Source organism: Taibaiella chishuiensis, from assembly GCF_003014535.1.
Classification (GTDB): domain Bacteria; phylum Bacteroidota; class Bacteroidia; order Chitinophagales; family Chitinophagaceae; genus Taibaiella; species Taibaiella chishuiensis.
Map to the genome: position 1 here is coordinate 49,523 of NZ_PYGD01000016.1, position 23,686 is coordinate 73,208.

General features: G+C 48.9%; 21 protein-coding genes. 18 read left to right on the top strand and 3 right to left on the bottom strand.

Features of this window, described 5'->3' with window-relative positions; all coding sequences use genetic code 11:
• Positions 1–151: 151 nt before the first annotated feature.
• From B0I18_RS24360 to B0I18_RS24405, 10 genes are all read left to right on the top strand, one after another.
• Positions 152–1,948 (top strand): Omp28-related outer membrane protein, encoded by a 1,797-nt coding sequence (locus B0I18_RS24360; protein ID WP_106525388.1) that lies wholly within the window; start codon positions 152–154, stop codon positions 1,946–1,948.
• Between the two features lie 300 nt (positions 1,949–2,248).
• Entirely contained in the window at positions 2,249–4,210 is a 1,962-nt protein-coding gene (locus B0I18_RS24365) for a T9SS-dependent choice-of-anchor J family protein (RefSeq protein WP_106525389.1), read from the top strand.
• 192 nt (positions 4,211–4,402) lie between these two features.
• Positions 4,403–5,188, top strand: a complete 786-nt coding sequence (locus B0I18_RS24370) for a T9SS type A sorting domain-containing protein (protein ID WP_106525390.1) — start codon at positions 4,403–4,405, stop codon at positions 5,186–5,188.
• 165 nt (positions 5,189–5,353) lie between these two features.
• Positions 5,354–6,139 carry a T9SS type A sorting domain-containing protein gene (locus B0I18_RS24375; protein WP_106525391.1) on the top strand — a complete coding sequence of 262 codons (786 nt, stop codon included), beginning with the start codon at positions 5,354–5,356 and terminating at the stop codon, positions 6,137–6,139.
• 144 nt (positions 6,140–6,283) lie between these two features.
• The gene (locus B0I18_RS24380) at positions 6,284–7,540 is read left to right on the top strand and encodes an ABC transporter permease (RefSeq protein ID WP_106525392.1); all 1,257 of its coding nucleotides are present in this window, start codon (positions 6,284–6,286) and stop codon (positions 7,538–7,540) included.
• Positions 7,541–7,587: 47 nt separating this feature from the next.
• The gene (locus B0I18_RS24385) at positions 7,588–8,085 is read left to right on the top strand and encodes a phosphoribosyltransferase family protein (protein WP_245882152.1); all 498 of its coding nucleotides are present in this window, start codon (positions 7,588–7,590) and stop codon (positions 8,083–8,085) included.
• A 67-nt stretch (positions 8,086–8,152) separates the two neighbouring features.
• Positions 8,153–8,569, top strand: a complete 417-nt coding sequence (locus B0I18_RS24390; protein ID WP_106525394.1) for a hypothetical protein — start codon at positions 8,153–8,155, stop codon at positions 8,567–8,569.
• Between the two features lie 149 nt (positions 8,570–8,718).
• Complete coding sequence (locus B0I18_RS24395) at positions 8,719–9,393, top strand: 2-C-methyl-D-erythritol 4-phosphate cytidylyltransferase (RefSeq protein ID WP_245882153.1); 675 nt, start codon at positions 8,719–8,721, stop codon at positions 9,391–9,393.
• Between the two features lie 50 nt (positions 9,394–9,443).
• Complete coding sequence (locus B0I18_RS24400; protein ID WP_106525396.1) at positions 9,444–10,400, top strand: LolA-like protein; 957 nt, start codon at positions 9,444–9,446, stop codon at positions 10,398–10,400.
• Positions 10,401–10,456: 56 nt separating this feature from the next.
• Entirely contained in the window at positions 10,457–11,704 is a 1,248-nt protein-coding gene (locus tag B0I18_RS24405) for a competence/damage-inducible protein A (RefSeq protein WP_245882154.1), read from the top strand.
• On the opposite strand, the gene radC is transcribed toward B0I18_RS24405, so the two are convergent.
• On the bottom strand, positions 11,699–12,460 hold the full coding sequence (gene radC / locus B0I18_RS24410; RefSeq protein WP_181358610.1) for a RadC family protein: 762 nt from the start codon (positions 12,458–12,460) through the stop codon (positions 11,699–11,701). The genes B0I18_RS24405 and radC overlap by 6 nt on opposite strands.
• A 40-nt stretch (positions 12,461–12,500) precedes the next feature.
• Positions 12,501–13,565: a DNA-processing protein DprA gene (gene dprA, locus B0I18_RS24415; protein ID WP_106525398.1), complete on the bottom strand. Its 1,065-nt coding sequence runs from the start codon at positions 13,563–13,565 to the stop codon at positions 12,501–12,503.
• Positions 13,566–13,782: 217 nt separating this feature from the next.
• Between dprA and B0I18_RS24420 the strand changes: the two genes are divergently transcribed.
• From B0I18_RS24420 to B0I18_RS24455, 8 genes are all read left to right on the top strand, one after another.
• On the top strand, positions 13,783–15,855 hold the full coding sequence (locus B0I18_RS24420; RefSeq protein ID WP_219906044.1) for a S9 family peptidase: 2,073 nt from the start codon (positions 13,783–13,785) through the stop codon (positions 15,853–15,855).
• A 149-nt stretch (positions 15,856–16,004) separates the two neighbouring features.
• The gene (amaB, locus tag B0I18_RS24425) at positions 16,005–17,534 is read left to right on the top strand and encodes an L-piperidine-6-carboxylate dehydrogenase (RefSeq protein ID WP_106525400.1); all 1,530 of its coding nucleotides are present in this window, start codon (positions 16,005–16,007) and stop codon (positions 17,532–17,534) included.
• A gap of 40 nt (positions 17,535–17,574) precedes the next feature.
• Positions 17,575–17,904, top strand: coding sequence for a hypothetical protein (locus B0I18_RS24430; protein WP_106525401.1), 330 nt, complete (start codon positions 17,575–17,577; stop codon positions 17,902–17,904).
• A 30-nt stretch (positions 17,905–17,934) separates the two neighbouring features.
• Positions 17,935–18,264, top strand: a complete 330-nt coding sequence (locus B0I18_RS24435; protein WP_106525402.1) for a hypothetical protein — start codon at positions 17,935–17,937, stop codon at positions 18,262–18,264.
• 86 nt (positions 18,265–18,350) lie between these two features.
• On the top strand, positions 18,351–19,424 hold the full coding sequence (locus tag B0I18_RS24440; RefSeq protein WP_106525403.1) for a PA0069 family radical SAM protein: 1,074 nt from the start codon (positions 18,351–18,353) through the stop codon (positions 19,422–19,424).
• A gap of 58 nt (positions 19,425–19,482) precedes the next feature.
• Positions 19,483–20,139, top strand: coding sequence for a flexirubin biosynthesis/transport protein LolA2 (gene lolA2 / locus B0I18_RS24445; RefSeq protein WP_106525404.1), 657 nt, complete (start codon positions 19,483–19,485; stop codon positions 20,137–20,139).
• The gene (gene lolB2 / locus B0I18_RS24450; protein WP_106525405.1) at positions 20,117–20,788 is read left to right on the top strand and encodes a flexirubin biosynthesis protein LolB2; all 672 of its coding nucleotides are present in this window, start codon (positions 20,117–20,119) and stop codon (positions 20,786–20,788) included. Before lolA2 ends, lolB2 begins: the two co-directional genes overlap by 23 nt.
• Positions 20,775–21,155 (top strand): ApeI family dehydratase, encoded by a 381-nt coding sequence (locus B0I18_RS24455; protein ID WP_106525406.1) that lies wholly within the window; start codon positions 20,775–20,777, stop codon positions 21,153–21,155. The genes lolB2 and B0I18_RS24455 overlap by 14 nt, the downstream gene beginning before the upstream one ends.
• A 21-nt stretch (positions 21,156–21,176) precedes the next feature.
• Here the strand turns inward: B0I18_RS24455 and B0I18_RS24460 are convergent, their stop codons facing one another.
• On the bottom strand, positions 21,177–22,835 hold the full coding sequence (locus tag B0I18_RS24460) for an ABC1 kinase family protein (protein WP_106525407.1): 1,659 nt from the start codon (positions 22,833–22,835) through the stop codon (positions 21,177–21,179).
• Positions 22,836–23,686: the final 851 nt, after the last annotated feature.

The window sequence follows — 23,686 nt, forward strand, 5'->3', positions numbered from 1 at the left end:
CTACTTCGGCGTTCTGGCCGCGAATAACGCGCCAAGCGGAAATTCATTTAACAACAATTAGCACTATTTAACAAATGGTAGGTGAATTAATGTAAAAAAATGTATACTTTTAAACGCACATTATTTTTCTATTAAAAAACACAAACAGAGGATGAAAAAACTGTTACTCAGCTCCGCGGGCATGGGTCTGACCCTTTCCGCATTTGCTCAACTGCCGGTAAGCACGGCCCCGCAGAACCGCAAAGTACTCCTGGAAGAATTTACCGGTATCCATTGTGTCTGGTGCCCGGATGGTCACAAACGTGCCAATGAACTGAAAGCGGCTAAACCACAGGGAAGTGTGGTAATCGTAAATATCCATACCGGCGGCTATGCCACACCGGGATCCGGCGAACCCGATTTCAGGACTGCAGAAGGTAATGCTATCGCAGCCATCCCCGGAACCAATATTACCGGTTATCCTACCGGCAGTATCAACAGGCACCTCTTTACCGGCCAGAGCGGCTTCGCGATCAACCGCGGCGACTGGAGCAGGTATGCAGATTCTACCCTGGCTAAATCTTCTTATGTAAACGTGGCCCTGCAAGGCACCCTCAACGTAGCGACCCGCCTGCTGACCGTTAACGTGGAAGCCTACTACACAGCAAATAGCCCTGTACCGACCAACAAGCTGACCGTAATGCTGCTGGAAGACGAGGTACTGGGACCTCAAACCGGCGGTGTAGCCAACTACCCTGCCATGGTTAATCCGGATGGTACATATACCCACAACCACATGCTGCGTAAAACGCTGTCTCCCGGTTTAACCGGCGAAGTGATCAACACAACCACTTCAGGTACAACCGTTACCAAACAATACACCTACACTGTTCCTGCACAGTTCGTAAACAACGCGGCTACCCTGGGTAACCTCCAGATCATTGCTTTCATGGCAGAGTCTGATGCCGAAGTGATTACTGCCGCTTACGGTCCGCTGACCCTTACCGGCTTTGCCAACGCGAAAGATGCTGACCTGCAGGCTGCAACTACTGCCGAATCCGGCGTTTGCCAGGGCAAACTGACCCCAAGCATAAAAGTATACAACAACGGTAGCGAAGCAATTACCGCTGCTACCTTCTCCTACAACGTAAACGGGGGTACCAACAGCACCTATAGCTTCTCCGGTACTATTGCTCCTGCTACCTACAAAAACATCAGCCTGCCGGCAATCACCTTTACGCCTACTGCCAGCAATACACTGGCCGTTAATGTAACCGGCGTAAACGGCGGTGCCGACCAGAATGCGGCCAACAATACCAAATCCGTTACCGATATCCTGCTGACCACCAAAATGGCTTCCAACAGGAGACTGACCATGAACTTCACACAGGATCGTTATGGTACAGAATCAAGCTGGAAACTGTATGAGGAAGGTACCGGAACAGTAGCCGCACAGGATGGTCCGTTTGCCGACCTGACCGCTAACGGCGTACTGCTGCACAGCAAAGACGTTTACATCAGCGAGAGCAAATGTTACGTACTCGAAGTTAAAGATGAATACGGAGACGGTATCAATGCAGGCTACGGCGCCGGTAAATACGAATTACTCTCCGGCACTACCGTTATCGCCTCTTCTGATGGTAATTACGGCAAAGGTGCATCTACCTGGTTCAAATCTGCCGCTACACTGGGCCTGGACGACCTCGTTACCAGCGGTTCCCTGTCCCTGGCGCCTAACCCGACCAACCTGTCTGCAACCCTCAGCTTCAGCCTGAAAAACGCAGCTAAAGTAAACGTTAGCATCTATGACGCCGTAGGCCGCCTGGTTGCTACCGTAGCGAACAGCACCTTTAATGCAGGTGTGAACAAGGTTGCAATCTCTACCGCTAACCTTGCTCCGGGTCTGTACAATGTAAAAATGCAGACACCTTCCGGCGACAAAGCGCTGAAACTGTCTGTAATAAAATAATAAAAAGCGAAATAGCACAAGTTGCGCTTTACCTGCTAAAATACGGCCTGCTACAGGCCGTATTTTTTTATGCATAAGCCGGCCGGATTATGCGAAGCCGTCCTTAGGCCTGCCCATCGGGCACATGTTAATAACCAGAATTTAACCACACGAAAGCCTTTTACAGCCAGCGTTTCAGAGCTATCGCACCAAATGGCCTACATGGAAATGTCGTTAAAAAAAAATTTGATTTTTTTATTCGGAAATATGCTAATTTTAATTTCCGACAACTAAAAATAATATCTAATTAAACAAGACAAAATGAAAAAAACATTACTCCTTGGCGGGATGATAGCTACTGCTGTACTCGCCAACGCACAGCAACGGCTTGTGTTGTATGAAGAATTTTCCGGAGAGAATTGTGGACCTTGCGCGCAGATTAATCCTCCCTTCTGGACGTTCATGAACAATGCAACGAACCAGACTAAAGCGATCTTACTGAAATACCAGGTAAATATTCCTCAAAACCCGGTACGCCCGCTTTATGACCAAAACCCTACAGAAGCAGATGCGAGGTTGTCTTACTATGGTGTGAACTCTGCACCCAACGGTAGGCTCGACGGACGCGTGCATCATGCTGGTGTACTGGATCCCAATGGCCAGGACGTTGGCGGTTGGCCAGGTGCATTTACCTGGACCAGCGGCCAGGACTCTATGAACGCTGAAGCAGCACTTGTTTCTCCATTCAATATCGTAGTTACCCCTACCGTTAGCGGCAATACCCTGAGCGCTACCATCAGCGTTACTGCAGCAAGTGCATTTACAGGCACCAATATGAAACTGCGCGTAGCCCTGGCGGAAAGCCTGCACTATGCTACCCCTCCGGGTAACAACGGAGAAGTAGACTTCCATAACGTAATGCGTAAAATGTACCCGGATGCAAGCGGCCAGACTTTCCCTGCAACCTGGACCAACGGCCAGAACCAGACCTTCAACATCTCCGGCACCATTCCGCAGTATGTCGACAAAGCTGCCGATAAACTGTTCCTGGTAGTATGGATCCAGGACGATGCCAACAAAAGGATCGCACAGGCAGCAAAATCTGCCAACCTGCCTTTACCGGCGCTCGATTCCAAACTGTCTATCGTTACTCCGGCCAACGGTTCTTTGTTCTGCGGCGCTGCAAATGCCGAAAACAAAGTAAACCTGAAAAATACCGGTACCACTACCCTGACTTCTGCTGAAATCTACTATAAAGTAGGTACGGGCGCTTACCAGATGTTTAACTGGACCGGTTCGCTCGCTTCCGGTGCAAACGCGGATGTAGTGCTGGGTAACGTGGCCATCTCCGGCAGCGCCACCATCGTGGACTCTGTAGGTAAAGTAAACGGAACAGCAGAGATCAACCCTGTAAACAGCGTTGTTAAATCTTCTGTAGTAAGCACTGCAGCTCCTGCTGCCCTGCCGATCGCTTCCAGCTTCGAAAGCGGCTTTGCACCAGGTTGGATCGCTATGGACAATAACAATAAAGTAGTAGCTACACCAACTGTGCGCGGCGCTACCTGGTTTGCTGTAACACAGCCTGCCGATATCAAAGCTTATGACGGCGCCTGGGTTGCTGTAATGTCCTGTGCAGATAACGCTACCGGTACTACAGCTATTCTTACCGTACCTTACGCCAATATGGCTGCCGGCGCTAAAGCCCTGGACTTCTACTATGCTTATGCAAAAAGAAACACAACCGGCGACAAGCTTGAAGTCGTAACTTCTACCGATTGTGGCGCTACATGGCAGTCCGTATGGAGCAAAGCCAGCGATGCACTGGCTACTGCACCGGCTACCGGCCAGCAAAGCCTGTTCCTGCCTACTTCTCCAGACCAGTACAAACTTGCTAGCGTAGACCTGACCGCTGTGACCGGTAATACCCTGGTTGGTTTCCGTTCTACCTCTGCCGGTGGTAACTATATCTGGCTGGATAAAGTAAACCTGCGCACAGGTGCTGTAACCGGTCTCGAAGAGCTGGTAAGCGGCGGTACTTTCAGCCTGTATCCTAACCCTGCTTCTGATAAGCTGAACGTAGCGTTCAACATGGCTAAAGCAGCAACAGTATCCTTCACGATCGTTAACGTCGTAGGCCAGCAGGTAGGCCAGCCTATCGTTAAAGCATTTGGCCAGGGCGAAGCAAAAACTGTAATCCCAACCAACAGCTTAACTCCTGGTATCTATTTCCTGAATATCGCTACCGACAAAGGAAATACACAACAGAAATTCATCATCAAATAACCACGTGTTCCGGTTATAAGATAAAGATTAAAGATCCCCCGTTTTTAACGGGGGATTTTTTTGCGGACAGCAGGCGTTGGACCCTCGAACCGGCGCACATTTTCACCTTAATTAACAAAAAAAGTTGATTTTCTTAAGCACTTTTCGTTTAAATTTGCTATAGTCTTTTTTTACTTACCTAAAATATCAGAAATGTTCAAAAAATTACTCTTAGTCCTGGGTCTTGGCTTAACGATCGGCTCTATTTCTGCTTCAGCGCAGCAGTTCAAATTCGACAAGGACACACTCATTATGTGCAGTGATGTAGGTACAGCGCCACACAGTGATACCTTCGCCGTTGGTGACAACTGGGACAATGTTGAAATGCACAACTATATCACGAATTTAACCAATGATACTTTTGTTTACAAGTGGAATGTAATTGTAAGCCAGACTTCTACGCCTGCCGGCTGGGATTGGTTCGGTTTCTGCGATAACTATCTGTGCCGCGCCCCACGTGGCACATGGCTTACTGCCGGTGAAACACAAACCAGCAGCCCGCTTGCTCCCGGTACCCTGGCGCCACAACAAAACCGCGATCTTAAAGCCCTGATCTGCGCACCTTCCAACAAACCTGATGGTACAGCGATACTCCGTATCCGCGTATATGTTGAGAACGGCCAGGCAGATACCGTAACCTTTATCTTCAAAAAACCGTGTAACCCAACCGGTATTACCGACCTGCTCTCTGCAAACGATAGCCGTGTAACTTTGTCGCCTAACCCGGCCAGCAATACACTACGTGTTTATGCCGATAAAGAACTGAACGCCGGTAAAATTTATGTCTTCAACATCCTCGGCGGCCGCCAGATGGAAGTACCTGTAAACAGGGAAACTTCTGCAGTCGATATCAGCGCACTGAGCCCGGGTATGTATGTGGTACGTATCGAAGGCAAAAACGGCCAGCTGATCACGACCAGGAAGTTTGTAAAAAACTAACGACTCCTTAAAATACGATTATTGCAAAGCGCCCCGAAACATTTCGGGGCGCTTTTTTTTGCAAAAACGATTCTGGTTACATTAATTGACCATCACAACTTGTTTTCTCCAAAGCTTTCATTTATATTTGATTATCCTGTTTCACCTTATAAAAAACAAAAAGAAATGGTTAAGACGCTAAGCTTGATTTTCGGCCTGGGATTAATGATCCTGTCTTTCGCCTCCTCGGCGCAGCAGTTTAAATTTGAAAAAGACACACTGTTCATGTGCGACAATGTCGGAACGCTCCCGCACCCCTATCCTTATAACGTCGGGGATAACTGGGATAGCAAGGATATGCACAACAGCATTACCAATTTAACGAACGATACCTTTGTATATAAGTGGCAGGTAATCCTGAGCCAGACAACGGTACCGGAAGGCTGGACCTGGTATGGCTTATGTGATAACTACCTGTGCAGGTCGCCCTTTACCTCCTGGATCAATACCGGAACGGTAGAAAACAGCAGTCCCCTGCCTCCCGGCACCCTGGCTCCTGAGCTGACCCGCACCTTTAAAGCCCTGATCTGTGCTCCCTCAGATAAACCGGACGGCACAGCCGTAATGCGCATCCGGGTTTTCGTTGAAAACGGCCAATCGGATACGGTTACTTTTATGTTTAAAAAGCCATGCGATCCTACCGGTATTAAAGACCTGCTGACCGCCAACGACAGCCGTGTAACCTTGTCGCCCAACCCGGCCAGCAATACCCTGAAGATTTATGCCGATAAAGAACTGAACGCCGGTAAAATTTATGTATTCAACATCCTCGGCCGCCGCCAGATGGCAATACCTGTGAACAGCGAAACTGTTGCAGTCGACATCAGCGCACTGAGTCCGGGTATGTATATAGTACGTATCGAAGGCAAAAACGGCCAGCTGATCACAACCAGGAAGTTTGTAAAAAACTAATCTTTAAAATATACTTACCCGATAAAATGCCCCGGAATTGTTCGGGGCATTTTTATTTTATATTTTTGCCCGGTGTCATAACCTGTCCTGCCGGGCAGGCGCGACACGACACAATACCCCAAGCCATCAACCAAGCCCCAAGCCATGCGCCAGTTCGTACGTATTGTAACCACCAGTTTTAAAATTGCCATACAGGAACTGCGCGTCAATAAACTGCGAACCTTCCTCTCGCTGCTGGGTGTTACCATCGGCATATTCTGCATTGTTGCGGTATTTACCGTGCTGGACAGCCTCGAAAAAAATATTCATAATACGGTAGCCTCGCTGGGTGACGATGTATTGTACATCAATAAATGGCCCTGGATGGATGAAGGCGGTGAATACAAGTGGTGGGAGTACCGGCGTCGGAAAGTAATGACCACCAAGGAGCTGAAAGCCATCGAACACCAATCGCAAACCGTAAGGTATGCTACCCTTTGTTACTCCAATGGCAGCATCACCGCCCGGCAGAGTCAATACGAAATCAGCGGCATCAGCGGTTATGCAGTAACCCCCTATTTCGAAAAAATGCAGAATTTCGAGATCGGCCAGGGCAGGTATTTCAATAATGCAGAACTCAACGGCGGCAATAATTTTGTGGTATTGGGTTACGAGGTAAGCCAGGAGTTGTTTCCCGGCAATATGAGCCCCGTAGGCCGCCCGGTATCCTTCTGGGGCAAACGTTTTACCGTGATCGGCGTACTGAAAAAGGCCGGAGACAATGTTACAGGTTTTAATTTTGACCGGGGATTATTGCTTTCGTATTATACGGCGGCAGGCATTTTGAACGTTACAGATAATGACGCCAATATGTTGCTGATGGTAAAAGCAAAACCCGGGATCGGCGCAGATGAGCTGTCTTATGAAACAGAGGGTATACTGAGAGCAGTACGCAGGGTACAACCGGGTGTAAAAAATGACTTTTCCATCAATAAGCTAAGCCAGATTACCGAACGGCTGAATACCATGTTTGCGATGATCGACCTGGTTGGCCTGGTTATTGCCTTCTTCTCGCTGCTCGTTGGCGGGTTTGGTATTGCCAATATTATGTTCGTATCCGTAAAAGAACGAACCAGGATTATCGGGTTAAAAAAAGCAATAGGTGCAAAGCGCCGCGAAATACTGACCGAGTTTCTGATCGAAGCCATAACTTTGTGCCTCATCGGTGGCCTGATCGGGATTATCCTGGTTATGCTGATGGGCCTGGTCCTTACCGGTGCGATGGGATTTGCCGTAACCCTTTCCGCCAAAAATTTCATGATCGGCATCGGGATATCGACGGTCGTAGGCATACTTGCAGGTTATATCCCCGCACGTTCGGCATCCAGGCTCGACCCTGTAGTGGCCATCCGTTCGACCTGATGACCGGGAAACATGCCCAATTTTAAAAATGTGCTAACAATAGAATAATGACTAAAGTTGCGATCCTTACCGCTACCCAGATAGAGCTTAAACTTAAACGTATGGCTTACGAGATATGGGAGCATAACAGTGAAGAAAAAGAAATTATAATCGTTGGTATCGAAGACGGCGGCGCAGTAGTGGCACGTAACATTGCCGGTATCCTGAAAAAAGTCAGCAACCTGAAAGTGAAGTTTTTCGGGCTATCGATCAATAAAAAAGCCCCGCTTACCGAAGCAATCAGTATCGATGCCGGCCAGCTTAATGATAAGGTGGTAGTACTGATCGACGATGTGGCCAACTCGGGCAAGACCCTGTTGTATGCCATCAAACCCTTGCTGGATTATACCCCCCGCACCATCCAGATTGCAGTATTGGTAGACCGGAAACATAAAAACTTCCCGGTTAACCCGGATTATATCGGGCACTCCGTATCCACTACCCTGCAGGACCATATCATCGTAACTTTTGAAGGTGAAATGATTACCGGCGCGCACCTGGAATAAAAAAATTAAAGGCGCTTTAAACTTTAATACGCCTTAGCTGTCCAAGATCCATATAAAAACAGAAGTTATGAAAAAAATACTTTTTGCCGCCGGCATTTCCATTTTGGGTTTAAGCGCCGTTTATGCGCAGAATATGCAAAAGAAAGCAGCGGCACAAACTCAGACTTCGAATGCCTCTTCCCGCAGCCAACAGACCCGCAACCCCGAACAAATTGCGGAAATGAAGACCGCCCGCCTCGATAAAGAAGTAGGAATGACGGCAGACCAGAAAAAGAAAATATATGATATTTTCCTGAAAGAAGCTCAGGAAAACCAGGGAAGGGCTGCATTGCGCCAGGAAACCAATACGCAGGTAAAGGGTATCCTTACGGCAGAGCAGAACCAGAAACTGGAAGCCCGGCAAGCCGAGCGCAAGGAGATGATGATGCAGCGCAAACAAACGGTAAGAGACGGTAATCTCCAGGCCTCACCCGCCAAACAATAACAGGAATCGACAACTTCAAATACGTCCTTTCAAAAAACAAAAAAACAGAAACGCCGGAAAATTGATTCCGGCGTTTGTTTTATGAGCTTATCTTTGCAAGCGCCGCATAGACAGCCGGCGTTATCCCTGAAATCCTGAAATCAACTCGTTTGAAAACAACAGCAGTTATCGTAGCAGGTGGCAAAGGCCTTCGTATGGGCACAGCGCTCCCCAAACAGTTTCTCCCGCTCCTGGGCAAACCGGTGTTGCACTACGCCATTAAAGCATTCCGCGACACCTTTCCCGGCATAAGGATTATCCTGGTACTACCTGCAGACCAGCTCAGTTATGCCAACATCGTATTGCAGAGTTTTGAAGATGGAATCGACCTGGATGTTGTTACCGGCGGCCCTACCCGCTTTCATAGCGTACAACAGGGGCTGCAGCAGGTCGAACCCGGCAGTATTATATTCGTACACGATGGGGTACGCCCGCTGATCGATACAGAGCTGCTGCAACGTTGTTATGATACCGCAATCGAATATGGCAGCGCTATTCCGGCCATAGCGGTATCCGATAGTATCCGGCAATGCAGCGAAGGTCATTCGATTCCGGTAAACCGCGACCAGTTGCGTATTATACAGACCCCGCAGACCTTTAGATCCGATATACTGCTGGACGCGTTCAGCCAGGAATACCAGGATAGCTTTACCGACGAAGCTACGGTAGTACAGGCGTATGGCGAAGACGTAGTATTGGTGGAAGGTTCGAAGAAAAACATCAAAGTTACTACGCCCGAAGACCTTCTTATTGCTGCAGCCCTGATGAATGCCACTCAACAATAAACGGCCCTTGCCGCTTATAAAAAGAATATAGTTTACGAACCTGGCCCGTTATGAAATTACCACGTTTTCCTTTAATACATTACCTGAAACCTTTTATTACAGGACTGGTTCTGCTATCCGGTAGCACGCTCTTTGCACAACGCAAAGACACCACTGTATTTGTAGAACCGGTTATGATCGACGAAGTGGTGATTCATGCTTCCGAAAACGGCTTGGATCTTAAAGAATTCATACAGCGTATCAAGTCCGACACCACGTTCTACAAGGCTTTTCGCACCATGCACCTCGTAACCTACAATGCCGAAAACGACATTAAGGTGTATGAGAAAAAAGGCAATACCGTTAAGGCTTCGCTGAAAAGTGAAACCAAACAGATCTATCGCGATGGCTGCCGTACCATGAATGTGCTGGAAGAAAAAACGACCGGTGATTTTTACAACAAAAAGCACGAGTACAACTACTATACAGCCGAACTGTATGCCTCCCTGTTTTTTACAAAAGGCAAAGTATGCGGCGAAGACAATATTGTTCAGGGACGGCTCGGGCAGGGGGAAAAAGGGAAAGGCAGTATCGAAAAAAACAAGGCAAAACTCAAACAGCTGATGTTTAACCCCGGCAGTAAGGTATCGGGTATTCCGTTTATGGGCGACAAGTCAGCGCTATTCGAACCCCAGGTGGCCAGGATGTATGATTTTCGTCTGGCGGCAGAAGACAAGAACGGCATACCTTGTTATGTATTCGAAGCCACTCCGAAACCGGAATACAAGAAAGACATAGTGTACAACCAGTTCAAAACCTGGTTCCGGGTTTCCGATTATTCTATCGTAGCACGCGATTACGCGCTATCCTATAATACCGCCGTTTATGACTTTGATGTGATCATCCACGTAGATCTGCGGCAGGTAGGCAACCAGCTCTTACCTTATTACATCAGCTACCGGGGCAACTGGTATGCATTTTCGAAGGGCCGCGAAAAAGTAAGCTTTACCGCGCGTTTCGACTATTGATATTTACTATACACAGCATTGCAGGCCCGGCGCTATCTTTGCTAAAATTTCAGATTTTGTCTTACCAAGCTATTATTATTACCATTGGCGATGAGTTGCTCATCGGCCAGACTATAGATACGAACTCTGCCTGGATCGCACAGGAATTGAATAAAACAGGCATCAATGTAAAACGGAGGATAGTGGTGGCCGATAAAAAAGCCGACATCGCCGAAGCACTGGACGCTTCCCTGCCCCATGCCGATATCCTGTTCCTTACCGGCGGCCTGGGACCCACGGCCGACGATATTACCAAACCCATGCTCTGCGAGTACTTTGGTGGTAATATGGTTGTGAATGAAACCGTGCTGGCTCACGTCAAACAACTCTTCGCTAAACGCAACAGGCCTTTCCTTGAACGTAACCTGAAACAGGCCGAAGTACCCGACAATTGCACGGTGTTATTCAACCGTATGGGAACCGCGCCGGGTATGTGGTTCGAAAAAGATGAGCGCATCATCATCTCCTTACCGGGTGTACCTTTCGAGATGCAGACCATTGTAAGCGAAGAAGCCATGCCCCGTATCCGGGAAAGGTTTAAAGGCAATGCGATCGTGCACAAGACCCTCATGGCGATCGGTGTAGGCGAGAGTTTTATTGCCGAACAGATCGAGGATATTGAAACGGCATTACCGCCGCACATCCACCTGGCTTACCTGCCTACACCGGGTTTTGTAAAGCTCCGGCTCAGCAGCGAAGGCTCCGACAAGGAGCAGCTTCAAAGGGAAGTCGATATCCACGCCGACCTGATCCGCCAGCGGCTTGGCAATGTGATTGCCGCAACGGAGGACATTCCGCTCGAAGAGATCGTGGCAAGAGCACTGCAGTTGCACCGTATGAGCCTCGGGCTCGCAGAGAGTTGTACGGGGGGCTATGTAGCCAACCGCATCACCAATGTAGCCGGTAGCTCCGCATTTTTTAAGGGCTCGGTAGTGAGTTATGCCAACGAGGTAAAGACCAATGTATTGGGTGTAAAAAAAGAGACCCTGGAAACTGTGGGAGCGGTAAGCGAAGCCACCGTTATACAAATGGCGGAAAACGCGCGCAGCATCCTGAAAGCCGATATCACCTTGTCGATCTCCGGCATTCTGGGGCCTGGTGGTGGCACTGCTGAAAAGCCCGTCGGCCTGGTATGGATGGCGATTGCGGGACCTAACAAAACAATCAGCAAATCATTCCATTTCTTCTACGACAGGCCACGCAACAAAGAAATGGCAGCCAATGCCGCACTCAATATGATACGGCTTTTCCTGGAAGATCTATAACAAACCCTCGTCTGCAAAACTGAAAGCCAGACGGTCGGCTATAATGATATGATCAACCAGTTGCATATCTAGGGCTTTAGCCCCGCTCTGCAATTTCTGGGTGATCTGCCGGTCGGAGTTACTCGGTTTCGGGTTTCCGGATGGATGATTGTGGGCTACGATGATCCGGGTAGCCGAATATTGTAAAGCGATTTTAAAGATCACCTTCAAATCAACGGTAGTACTGGTCAAGCCGCCTATGCTCGCAAATTCGCGATGCAGTAAGGTATTGTTTGCCGTCAGGCAGAGTACACAAAAGTGCTCCCGCGCAAGGTCTTGCATCATCGGCATCAGCAGGCTCACCGCGTCTTTACTGCTGGCCAATTTCGGCTTTTCGATATTCCTGATCATTTGCCGCCGCCGGCCCAATTCCAGGGCTGCTACAAGCTTGGTCGCTTTTGCGCTGCCGATCCCCTTTATGACCTGCAATTCTTCGGCCGATAGCTTACCCAAAGCAACCAGGTTTTGATCGACTTTCCGGAGTATCTGTTGGGCAATCTCCAATGCAGAAACATCTTTGGTACCGCATTGGATCAGGATAGCGAGCAATTCGGCGTCGGACAGGGCTTGTGCGCCTTTCCTCGTCATGCGCTCTCTGGGCCGCTCGTCCTCCGTCCAGTTCTTGATCACATTCAAATTTACTTTCTTAGCCTCCGGCTCCGTGCCTGCTTTCTTAACCTTCGGCACGATATCTATTTCCTTAACTTCTGGTTCCATATTTACGTCCATTGTATTATTTTTAAAAATTAAATATTTTTCAGCGAAGCCGGTAGCATTTGCCGGGCAAGGCCTGGATAAAACCATTGAGCTCCAGGTCCAGCAATACGGCAGCCAATGCGGCATTCCCTATATCCGCGCGTTGCAACAGTTGTTCTATGTGCACATTGCCAGCCTCCCCCAATACCTCGACAACAGTGGCGGCCGGACCGGCAAAAAGCTCGGGCTGCACGACCTTTTTCGGGCCATCCTGTTTCCAGTTCATTAACTCCATAAGGTCTGCCGCACTACCGATCAATTGGGCCACATGGGTCCGGATAAGTTCATTACAGCCGCCCGACCGCGCATCGGTAATTTTTCCCGGGAAGGCGGCAACATCACGGTTGTATCCCGATGCCAGTTTCGCGGTAATCATAGCGCCTCCTTTGATTCCCGTTTCAACCACCACGGTTACGTCGGCCATCCCGGCTACGATACGGTTGCGCATCGGGAAGTTTTGCTTATCGGGCAAGGTACCTGAAGCATACTCGGTGAGCAGCCCTCCTTGTTGTATCATAGCCGCTGCGGCATGTTTATGGGCCGCAGGATAAATCCTGTCCAAACCGTGCGCCAGTACAGCGATGGTCGGCATATTGCAGGCCAGCGCCTTTTTATGGGCATAGATGTCGATCCCGAAAGCAAGGCCGCTAACGATCGTTACGTTTTCCTCCTGTAATGCTGCAACCAGGTCTTCTGCCATTTTTTTGCCATAGTCCGTGTTTTTCCGGGTACCGATCACAGCAACGGTTTTGCCGGTATTGGTTGGTAGCATGCCTTTGTAATAAAGTAGCACAGGAGCATCAGCACAGGCATTCAGGAGTCGGGGAAAATTGCTGTGCGACCAGGGTAAAGGATAAACACCATGCTCCTGCATAAAGCGCATTTCGTTCATGATCCACCGGTGATCCGCAGTACTTTTCAGCGACTGTATTCTTTGCTCTCCCCAGCCTGCAACGGCTGCCAGTTGCCGCCCGGACGCTTCAAATACAGCCTCTGCCGTACCAAAATGCTCCAGGAGTATTCTGGCTCTCCTCCCCCCGATAAATGGCGTCCGCGTAAGCGCCATCAAAGCATATAATTCCCCTTCACAAATTTCATCTTTATACACAATTTATTAATTACATTTTTTATTACATAAATCAAATTTACAACATTACCCCTGAAATTCACCCTTTTCTTTTTAATTTTCCTCACTATTTTTGAGCCTTATGAAAAAAAGTTTTATTCCACTTGTTCTCAGTATATATAGTGTTGCTGCCTTTGCCCAGCAAAAGCAATTTACTATGGAAGAGGCAACCCTGGGTATCAGGGGTAAATTGGCTCCGCAAAACATCAAACAAACAGCCTGGATACCCGGCAGCAATGCATTTACACAATTGGCAGGCAACACAGGCAATGAAGTACTGCTCAGTACCTCGGTACCGCAGATGAAATCAGACACCCTGATCCGCCTGCAGGATATCAACCAGGCACTGTTTAACCGGGAGCCGCTAAAAGCCATGCCTGCATTGCAATGGATCGACGGCAATAGCTTTTACTTTTCCATAGCCAATACTTTTTATACCGGCCAAAGGGCCAATGGTAAATGGCAATACAATAAATGGCGTGTTGTGCCCGAACAGGCAGAGAACATGCAGGTAGACAAAGGCTCGCAACAGATTGCATTTACTACAGCCAATAACCTGCAACTCATAGACAACAAAGGTCAGCTGCATGCAGTCACCAACGACAACAACAAAAATATCGTAAACGGGCAGTCGGTGCACCGTAACGAATTCGGTATAGATGGCGGTATCTTCTTCTCGCCCAAAGGCAACTTCCTGGCTTACTACCGCATGGACCAGAGCATGGTGAACGATTACCCGGTAGTAGACTGGGCCAGTACGCCTGCAGTGGCCAACCTGATTAAATACCCGATGGCCGGTGGCACTTCGCACCAGGTTACCTTGGGTGTATACAACCCGATTACCCGCCAGACCGTATTTATCAAAACCGGGGAACCCAAAGACCAATACCTGACTTGCGTCACCTGGAGCCCCGATGAGCAATATATCTACATTGCACTGCTGAGCCGTAACCAGAACCACCTTGCGCTGAACCAATACGATGCCCGAACCGGTGCTTTGGTAAAGACCTTGTTGGAAGAATCAAGCGACAAATACGTAGAGCCGCAGCATCCGCTGCATTTCCTGTCGGGGAAAGAGTTTATATGGTGGAGCCAGCGGGACGGTTTCATGCACCTGTACCGCTACAATACCGATGGCAAGCTCCTCAACCGGGTAACCCAGGGCGACTGGCTGGTAAACGACATTGTGGCTACCAATACTGCAAAAAAAGAACTCACCCTTACTGCAACCAAAGAATCACCGCTGGAAAAACATATCTACTCGGTGAACTGGGAATCCGGTAAAATGAAGCGTATCGACAACGCTGCAGGTTACCATACCCCCGAGGTAAATGAGGATGGCACCCTGATTATAGACCGCTACCAGGCAGGTAATACGCCCAGGAACATTGACCTGATCGATGCCCGGAAGAACTGGCGCAAAAATATCGTGACGGCCACAGACCCGCTTGCAGCTTACCAACGTCCTAAAATTGAGAATGTAACGCTTAAAGCCGATGATGGCACAGCACTCTATGGAAAACTGATCTACCCGGTAAACTTCGATCCGGCAAAAAAATATCCCGTCATCGTTTACCTGTATAATGGCTCGCATGTACAACTGATCACCAACAGCTTCCCGGCCAGCGGCAACCTTTGGTATGAATACATGGCACAACATGGTTATATCGTGTTCTCCATGGACGGCAGGGGCAGCAGCAACCGCGGGTTGAAATTTGAACAGGCTACACACCGGCAGTTGGGCACCGCCGAAATGGAAGACCAGCTTAAAGGCGTGGCCTACCTGAAATCCCTGCCCTTTGTGGATGCAGACCGTATGGGTGTACATGGCTGGAGCTTCGGAGGCTTTATGACCACATCGCTGATGTTACGTCATCCAGGTGTATTTAAAGTTGCGGTAGCCGGCGGCCCGGTAATCGACTGGAGCATGTACGAGATCATGTATACCGAACGGTATATGGATAGCCCGCAGGACAACCCGAAAGGGTATGCAGACAATAACCTGCTGACCAAAACCCAAAACCTGAAAGGCAAGCTGCTGATGATACACGGCGCCCAGGACGATGTGGTCGTATGGCAGCAGTCGGTAAAATTTGTAAAAGCCTGTGTAGATAATGGCGTACAACTCGACTACTTCATTTACCCCGGCCATCCGCATAATGTGCAGGGCAAAGACCGGGTACACCTGATGCAGAAAATAACGGACTACTTCGATGAATATCTGAAATAACCAACAAAGGTGCGGCGGGGTCCGCACCTTTTTACTGCGGGCCGGCAAACCAGGCATAACCAGATGTTACAGGCAAATCGTAAAGCCGTAAATCCTGCTATAATCCTTATCTTTGCGCCTTCAGAAAATAATAAAATCACAATTTTCTTATGAATACCAAAAAAATCCTGTCTGACTTAGGCATTGAAAAACTGAACTCAGGTGCTTCTACCGGCGTTAAATGGATGAAAGGCGGCGGCCAGCAACTGGACTCTTATTCTCCTGTTGACGGCAAACTGATTGCTTCTACCGACCAGGCTACAGAAAAAACCTACCAGAAAGTAATGGAAAAAGCAGCTGCTGCGTTCAATGAGTGGCGTACATGGCCTGCTCCAAAACGTGGCGAGGTAGTACGCCAGATCGGTGAAGAACTGCGTCGTAAAAAAGACGCCCTGGGTGCGCTGGTTTCTTACGAAATGGGCAAAAGCCTGCAGGAAGGCCTTGGTGAAGTACAGGAAATGATCGACATCTGTGATTTTGCCGTAGGCTTGTCCCGCCAGCTGTATGGTCTGACCATGCACAGCGAGCGCCCGCAGCACCGTATGTATGAGCAATGGCACCCGATGGGTATCGTGGGTATCATCAGCGCGTTTAACTTCCCTGTAGCCGTATGGAGCTGGAATGCTGCCATTGCCTGGGTTTGCGGCGACGTATGCATATGGAAGCCAAGTTCCAAAACACCGCTTTGCGCTATTGCCTGCCAGAATATTATTGCCAGCGTACTGAAGAAAAATAACGTACCGGAAGGTGTGAGCTGCCTGGTGATTGGCAATGCCTCCGGCGACCTGATTAATAACGATCCGCGTATCCCGCTGGTATCCTTTACCGGTTCTACCCGTATCGGCCGCCACGTATCGCAAACCGTTGCCGGCCGCTTCGGCAACACCATTCTCGAACTGGGTGGCAACAACGCCATTATCGTTTCAGAACACTCCGACCTCAACATGGTACTGATGGGTACGGTATTCGGCGCTGTAGGCACCGCAGGCCAGCGTTGTACTTCTACCCGTCGACTGATCGTACACGAAAGCGTATACGACAAAACCGTAACCGTATTGAAGAAAGCATATGGCCAGCTGAAAATCGGCAACCCGCTGAATGCAGCCAACCACGTAGGTCCGCTGATCGACGTAAAAGCAACCGAAGACTACCTGAACGCGATCGAAAGAGCTAAACAGGAAGGCGGCAAGATCCTGGTAGCCGGTGGTGTATTGAAAGGAGCCGGTTACGAGAGCGGCTGTTATGTAAAGCCTTGCATTATCGAAGCTGAAAACCATTACGAGATCGTACAGGAAGAAACCTTTGCGCCTATCCTGTATGTCATGAAATACAAAACCATCGAAGAAGCCATCGATATGCAGAACGGTGTTCCGCAGGGCCTGTCTTCTTCTATCTTTACCAACAACCTGCGCGAAGCAGAACTGTTCCTGTCTGCAAGTGGCAGTGATTGCGGTATTGCCAATGTAAACATCGGCACTTCCGGTGCAGAGATCGGCGGCGCCTTTGGTGGAGAGAAAGAAACCGGCGGTGGTCGTGAAAGTGGTTCAGATGCATGGAAAGCATACATGCGCCGCCAGACCAATACCATCAACTACGGCACCAAACTGCCGCTGGCACAGGGTATCAAGTTTGATGTGTAATTTTTAGGGTATCTTTATCGGGCAACCTAAAAAAACATACATGAAAAAAGCCATTTTATCCTGCGGCCTGCTTGCTGTAAGTATTGCATTCCTGGCCGGTTGTGGTATTGCCAAAGAAAAAACAAAAGCAGATGTTGTAAAAAACTGCCTGCTCTCCGTCCCGGCCGGTATACCTAAAGATGTTGCAGAAGATTACTGCAATTGTTCTGCCGATAAACTGCTGGAAAAGTATTCTGCAATAGAGATCATGAAAATGGAAGAAAAACTGAGAAACGGAGATGAAACGCCCAAAGCAGAAATGATGAAGACGATTCAACCTTGTATCGACGACCTGACCCGAAAGGCAAAGGAGCACCAGCAAGGCCACTAATACTTATATTGCTTATTGATTGAAACCCCTATGTTGAACGTAAAAGGCTCCTTTATTGTATTTGTAGCGGCATTGTCGCTCGCCAGTTGCCAACCCACCAAAGACGATTACCGGAAAGACTTCGTAAAAGGTTGTGTAAACCGTTATGCGAAGGACAGCAGCGTGGCCAGTGTACCCGGCCGTAAGCTCGTCGAGGAGTACTGCAATTGTGTAGGCGACAACCTGAACGCACAAATGGATGCAAGCCAGTGGAGAACGTTCAACAAAAGCGATGATACATCAATGAGTAAGTACCAGTCTTATATACGGCCCTGCAGGGAAGATTTTGAACGTAAAAAAGTCTTGCTGCCCAGAGAGTAATCTCCCCCGGATATTTTGTAATTTTAAAGCCAGGAACATCGCCCGATGTTCCTGGCTTTTGATTTAAACCGAGGAGGAGCAAGACCATGATCACGCAGGAGCGCAATGACGGATTTACCAAAGGCCGTGGCGCACAATACAACCCTAAAAACCGTTTCCTGAAAGGCGCTTATGTACAGGAACATAGCGAAGGCATAGACGACTGGGAGCAGGAGGAACGGAAAACCACTTATATCTACGACGAAAGCAAAACCATTGTCAACGAAGTAAAAAGCCCCGATGTGGGCATGGTCTTTTCGCTGAATCCCTACCAGGGCTGCGAACACGGCTGCATCTATTGTTACGCCCGCAATTCGCACGAGTATTGGGGCTACAGCGCCGGACTCGACTTCGAAAGCAAAATCGTAGTAAAACACAATGCCCCACAGTTGCTGCGCAAGTTTTTCGAAAACCGCAACTGGCAACCCGCCCCCATCTCCCTTTCGGGCAATACCGACTGTTACCAGCCCATTGAGCGGAAAATGAAGCTTACCCGCCAACTGCTGGAGATCTGCCTGGAATTCCGGAATCCGGTGGGCCTGATCACTAAAAATGCCCTCATCCTGCGCGATCTCGACCTGCTTAAAGAACTCGCGGCGCTGAACCTCGTTTGTGTGTACACCTCGGTCACCTCGACCGACGAAAAGCTGCGCTCCCTGCTGGAGCCCCGTACAACCACGTATAAAAGCAGGCTGCAGGTTATAAGTACCTTAAGCGCGGCCGGTATTCCTACCGGCATTATGAATGCCCCGCTGATACCCGGCCTGAACGACACCCATATGCACGATACGCTGCAGGCGGCAGCCACAGCGGGCGCGCGCTGGGCAGGCTATACGATCGTAAGGCTTAACGGCGCTATTGGCGATATCTTTAAAGACTGGCTCTACAAAACCTTTCCCGACCGGGCAGAAAAAGTGTGGCACCTGATACAAGGCTGCCACGGCGGCCAGGTTAACGACAGCCGCTTTGCTACACGTATGACCGGCGAAGGCCAGTTTGCAACCATTATCCGGCAACAGTTCAAGCTCTATTGCCGTAAGTTCGGGTTAAACGAAACAACATTTTCCTATAACCTCGAAGCTTTCAGACGGATCAAAAACGGCCAGCTGCCACTATTTTAACCCGCGTTAAACGCCGGGCATAACCGAATTGTTTTACCTTCGCAGGCAAATTTTATCCATGTATTTATCCCGATCGTTCAAAATACTGTTTTTCGCAATCCTTTGCCTGGCCGGCGTACCCGGTGCGCAAGCGCAGGCGCCCAAAGGCTTTACACCGCTGGCCAATGCCACGGAGCTGCAGGATGGCCTGGCTAAAGCTACCAAAGCTACCCAAACCATCGCCAGCGACTTTAGCCAGGTAAAGCATATGAAAATGATGGACGACAAAGTGAACAGCAAAGGCCGCTTCTTCTTCAAAAAAGAAGACCGCATCCGCATCGAATACACCAGCCCGTTCCAATACCTGCTGGTAATGAACGGCGGCCAGATCATGGTTAAGGACGAAAACAAAAGCAATAAGATCAATACCCGCAACAGCAAAACCATGCAATCGGCAAACCGGGTGATGATGGATTGTATGCGCGGCACAGTATTCGGCAATAAAGATTTTACCGTAAAATCCTATAGCGGCGGCAACCAGTACCTGTTGGAGCTCGTGCCCGTCAATGCCGCCATGAAAGGTCTTTTCGCCCGTATACACGTTTATATTGCCAAAAACGATTTCAGTGTAACCAAGCTCGTTATGACCGAAAACGGCGGCGACTATACCGATATGACTTTCACGAATAAAAAAATAAACACGACCCTGGCCGATGCGTTATTTTCTGTTCGTTAGTATCCTGGTATACGGTTTGGCAGCCTGCTCCCCCCGCTCCTACCGGGATCTTCAAAAGCAGGAACATCAGGTGGTTAACGCACGCGAGCTGAAACCAGTTTTCGAAAAGACCCTGTACCGTGGTGTGATCGACGGTAAAAAATGGATCAAGAAATATCATTTCAGCGGCCTGCTTTATATTCGCAACTTCCCGGATAGCACCACGCGTGTTGTATTCCAGAGTGAAATGGGCGCTACCTTCTTTGACTTTGGCTGGGATGCAAACGACTCGTTTACGGTGTTCCGGGTACTGCCGCAAATGGATAAGAAACCGCTGATCCGCTTGTTGCGCAAGGATTTCGAGCTATTACTGGTAAAAGGTGCCGTGCAGGGCAATAGCGAAGCCAGTTACAAAGAACCCGCAAGCGGCGCCTGGTATACCCGCTTCCCATTGGTAAAAGGTTATGCGATGTATGTAAGCCCCGGGCCGCGAGCGGCATTTCATGACCTGCAACGTATCGAGAATGCCGACGATAAAAGAAAAGTAATCACGATGCAGCTCAGCCCCGCAACGGGAGCGGATATGATGCCCGCCCACATCTATATCCGCCACCTGCGCGCCGGCTTCAGCATTGACCTCAAAAAAATAAACCAGGATGCTTCTGAATAACTTTTATACCATTACCCAACTCGAACACGACAGCAATAGCCTGCAGGCTGCCATAGCGTTCAATGCCACACATGATATTTTCAAGGGACACTTCCCGGGGCAACCCGTAGTACCGGGCGTGTGCATGGTGCAAATCGTAAAAGAATTTATGGAAAAGGCTACCGGCACGCCCCTGGTATTCCGCAAAGGAAACCAGGTCAAATTTCTGCAACTGCTGATACCAGCAGCCGGCGCAACAGTACAGGTGCAAATCAGTTGGCAACCGGAAGCCGGGGGGTATATTACCCGTGCCGATTTCAAAAGGGATACTGCAACCGTGTTTAAACTGGATGGCGTTTTCGAGGAACAGGCTGTTACAAGTATATAGCGGATACGCTTGCTCTGACTATTATTTTTTACGGCTGCGCCAGGAAGATAAAACGAAGAGCAACCCGAGCAAAGCGCATAATAATAAGCCCCAAAGCCCCAGCACACCGGTATTTCCCACACCAGTATGCCTGTCGGCAACAATAAGCAGCGCCGAAGCGATAGCCAGGCCTGCAACCATTACCGCATAACCCAATTTGCTGGCATTGCGGCCAAGGACATCCATCAATTCGCGTTGCCCTTTTATCTCCTGTATGATCTTCAACTCCCCGTCATTCAGTTTATTGATGATCTGGTTCATATTATCGGGCAACTCCGTCATATCTACCCCCAGTTTGCGCAGGGTATCCCAGCCCCGCGACAAAAGCTGTTCGGGGCTGAAGCGCTGTCGCATAATTTTCTGTACATAGGGCCGGAGGCTATCCACAATATTCATTTGCGGATCGAGCTTACGGCCTATACCTTCGAGCAATACGATGCCGCGCACCAGCAGGTAAATATGCTCGGGCATCAGGATCTCGTTTTCATTAAGCGTGCCCGAAAAGCGGTTCAGCACCTCTTTGGTATCGATATGCTGCAGACTGTTGCTGTTCAGCAATTCAAACATCTCTTCGATATCGCGTTCCAGTTTCCGTTCATCCGGGATATTAATCCGGACCGCCATTTTTTTGATCGTGGCAATCAACCGGCGTACATCCCTGCTGATAAAACATACGATAAAATGCTCCAGTTTCTGCTGGTCTGCCGCCATAAGCCTGCCCATGGAACCAAAATCAATAAAAGCAATTTTGCCGGAAGGCATTACAAAGAGATTACCGGCATGCGGATCGGCGTGAAAGAAACCATGTTCGAATATCTGGACCAGGTATAGATTAAGGCCTTTACGCGCAAGGGATGCCGGGTCAAAACCCTTTTCCAGCAAGGTTTCCCGGTCGGTGATCTTAACACCGTCCAGGTATTCGATGCACAGGATATTATCGTTCGATAATGCGGGATAGGTTTTAACCGGGTACAGGTCTTTGTGACCCGCAAAATTTTCGGAAAACTGGTGGATATTGGCCATCTCGCCCTGGAAGGAAAGCTCGCGGTATATCGATTTTTCGAAGGCGTCCAGCACTTCAACCAGGTTCATTTTCCGGAAACGGTCGCTATAGGCCACCAGCAGCCGGACTACGTCTTTCATAATAAGCAGGTCTGCGGAGATCACATCCCTGATACCGGGCCGTTTCACTTTAAGGATAACCGGGCTCCCATCTTTTAATACCGCCCGGTACACCTGGGCTATAGAGGCCGAAGCCAGGGGCGTTTCTGTGATATCGCTGAAACATGTGCCAGGATCAATATCCAGCTCATCGGCCACTATTTGCCTGATATCAAGCCGGTCTGCTTCTACCCGGTCCTGCAGCTTACGCAATTCGGCGATCATAGGAGCCGGCAGCAGGTCTTCCCGGTCGCTGAAAGCCTGGGCAAACTTAATATAGGTCGGACCCAGTTCTTCTATCGCCATCCGGATCCGTTCGTATATGCCGGTAGCGATTACTTCTTCCATATCGCTGCCGGCATCGGTATCAGCCACCTTGCTGCGCAGGCTGCTGTTGATCAGCAATGCGCCAAAGCCATATTTGGTAAGTATACGTACAAGGGTTGCCGTTCTTTTCAGCTTTATGGTCTGGTGTCTCATACATCGGGCGTTGGTTAGCGGTAATACAAGCGGATAAAACACAGGCTGGCAGCCTTTTTTGTCCGCTTGACTACCCGAAGGTAAGGAAAAGCTACCGGTCCCGCGGACTTCAACAGGATGCCCTTGTTATACGATTCAGACATACATGATTTACACTAATTGACCCCTGTTTACACTAGTTAGCTTGGCAATAATTCCCTGCTCTTCTATTTTTACATCATCAGACTCAAAGGTGGATTTGAGGATGGTTCTTTTCATATTTTCGGTTTAGTTTAAAAGCATCCGGTCCCGCCAAACCGGGTGCTTTTTTTATTGCCTCCACTCCTGTCTTTTGCTCGATAGCCATTTACATCACCTGGTCTCTTATGCTCCATATATTCAGCAGGATTCTCGTTCGCTGCCTCTATGAATGCAACAGGCCCAATACCTTTAAACCCTTGCCGATAAAGCATTTGAGGCATATAAAAATGGATTGGGATAACAACCTTATGCAATGGCTAATGACTTTCATATTTGCACTAATTTAAAAACATTCACATTAACTGGCTTTGCAGGTGACCTTTGCCTCATTATCTTTGATTCATCATATTCAAGGTGGATTTGAGTATGACACTTTTCATATTTTCGGTTTAGTTTTAAAGCACCCAATCCCGCCAGGTTGGGTGCTTTTTCTATAAATCATTAAATACAAGCAGAACCTCATATTTACAATTTCCATCTCGGGCCCAAAAGCATCTTATACCGGTAGAACACGGATCAAGCAGAATTTCTGGGGGACAAAAGCCTTATTCTTAAAACGAATCATCATTTTGCCAGATCCCTATTTATTTACTCAGCTATTCTTAGTGCCT

Coding starts and splice junctions, on each gene's coding strand:
- B0I18_RS24455 (WP_106525406.1), top strand. CDS start 20,775: ATGCTTCTGAATAACTTTTATACCATTACCCAACTCGAACACGACAGC.
- B0I18_RS24360 (WP_106525388.1), top strand. CDS start 152: ATGAAAAAACTGTTACTCAGCTCCGCGGGCATGGGTCTGACCCTTTCC.
- radC (WP_181358610.1), bottom strand. CDS start 12,460: ATGGAACCAGAAGTTAAGGAAATAGATATCGTGCCGAAGGTTAAGAAA.
- B0I18_RS24435 (WP_106525402.1), top strand. CDS start 17,935: ATGTTGAACGTAAAAGGCTCCTTTATTGTATTTGTAGCGGCATTGTCG.
- B0I18_RS24390 (WP_106525394.1), top strand. CDS start 8,153: ATGAAAAAAATACTTTTTGCCGCCGGCATTTCCATTTTGGGTTTAAGC.
- amaB (WP_106525400.1), top strand. CDS start 16,005: ATGAATACCAAAAAAATCCTGTCTGACTTAGGCATTGAAAAACTGAAC.
- B0I18_RS24460 (WP_106525407.1), bottom strand. CDS start 22,835: ATGAGACACCAGACCATAAAGCTGAAAAGAACGGCAACCCTTGTACGT.
- B0I18_RS24400 (WP_106525396.1), top strand. CDS start 9,444: ATGAAATTACCACGTTTTCCTTTAATACATTACCTGAAACCTTTTATT.
- lolB2 (WP_106525405.1), top strand. CDS start 20,117: ATGCGTTATTTTCTGTTCGTTAGTATCCTGGTATACGGTTTGGCAGCC.
- dprA (WP_106525398.1), bottom strand. CDS start 13,565: ATGGCGCTTACGCGGACGCCATTTATCGGGGGGAGGAGAGCCAGAATA.
- lolA2 (WP_106525404.1), top strand. CDS start 19,483: ATGTATTTATCCCGATCGTTCAAAATACTGTTTTTCGCAATCCTTTGC.
- B0I18_RS24420 (WP_219906044.1), top strand. CDS start 13,783: ATGGAAGAGGCAACCCTGGGTATCAGGGGTAAATTGGCTCCGCAAAAC.
- B0I18_RS24380 (WP_106525392.1), top strand. CDS start 6,284: ATGCGCCAGTTCGTACGTATTGTAACCACCAGTTTTAAAATTGCCATA.
- B0I18_RS24440 (WP_106525403.1), top strand. CDS start 18,351: ATGATCACGCAGGAGCGCAATGACGGATTTACCAAAGGCCGTGGCGCA.
- B0I18_RS24385 (WP_245882152.1), top strand. CDS start 7,588: ATGACTAAAGTTGCGATCCTTACCGCTACCCAGATAGAGCTTAAACTT.
- B0I18_RS24370 (WP_106525390.1), top strand. CDS start 4,403: ATGTTCAAAAAATTACTCTTAGTCCTGGGTCTTGGCTTAACGATCGGC.
- B0I18_RS24365 (WP_106525389.1), top strand. CDS start 2,249: ATGAAAAAAACATTACTCCTTGGCGGGATGATAGCTACTGCTGTACTC.
- B0I18_RS24375 (WP_106525391.1), top strand. CDS start 5,354: ATGGTTAAGACGCTAAGCTTGATTTTCGGCCTGGGATTAATGATCCTG.
- B0I18_RS24430 (WP_106525401.1), top strand. CDS start 17,575: ATGAAAAAAGCCATTTTATCCTGCGGCCTGCTTGCTGTAAGTATTGCA.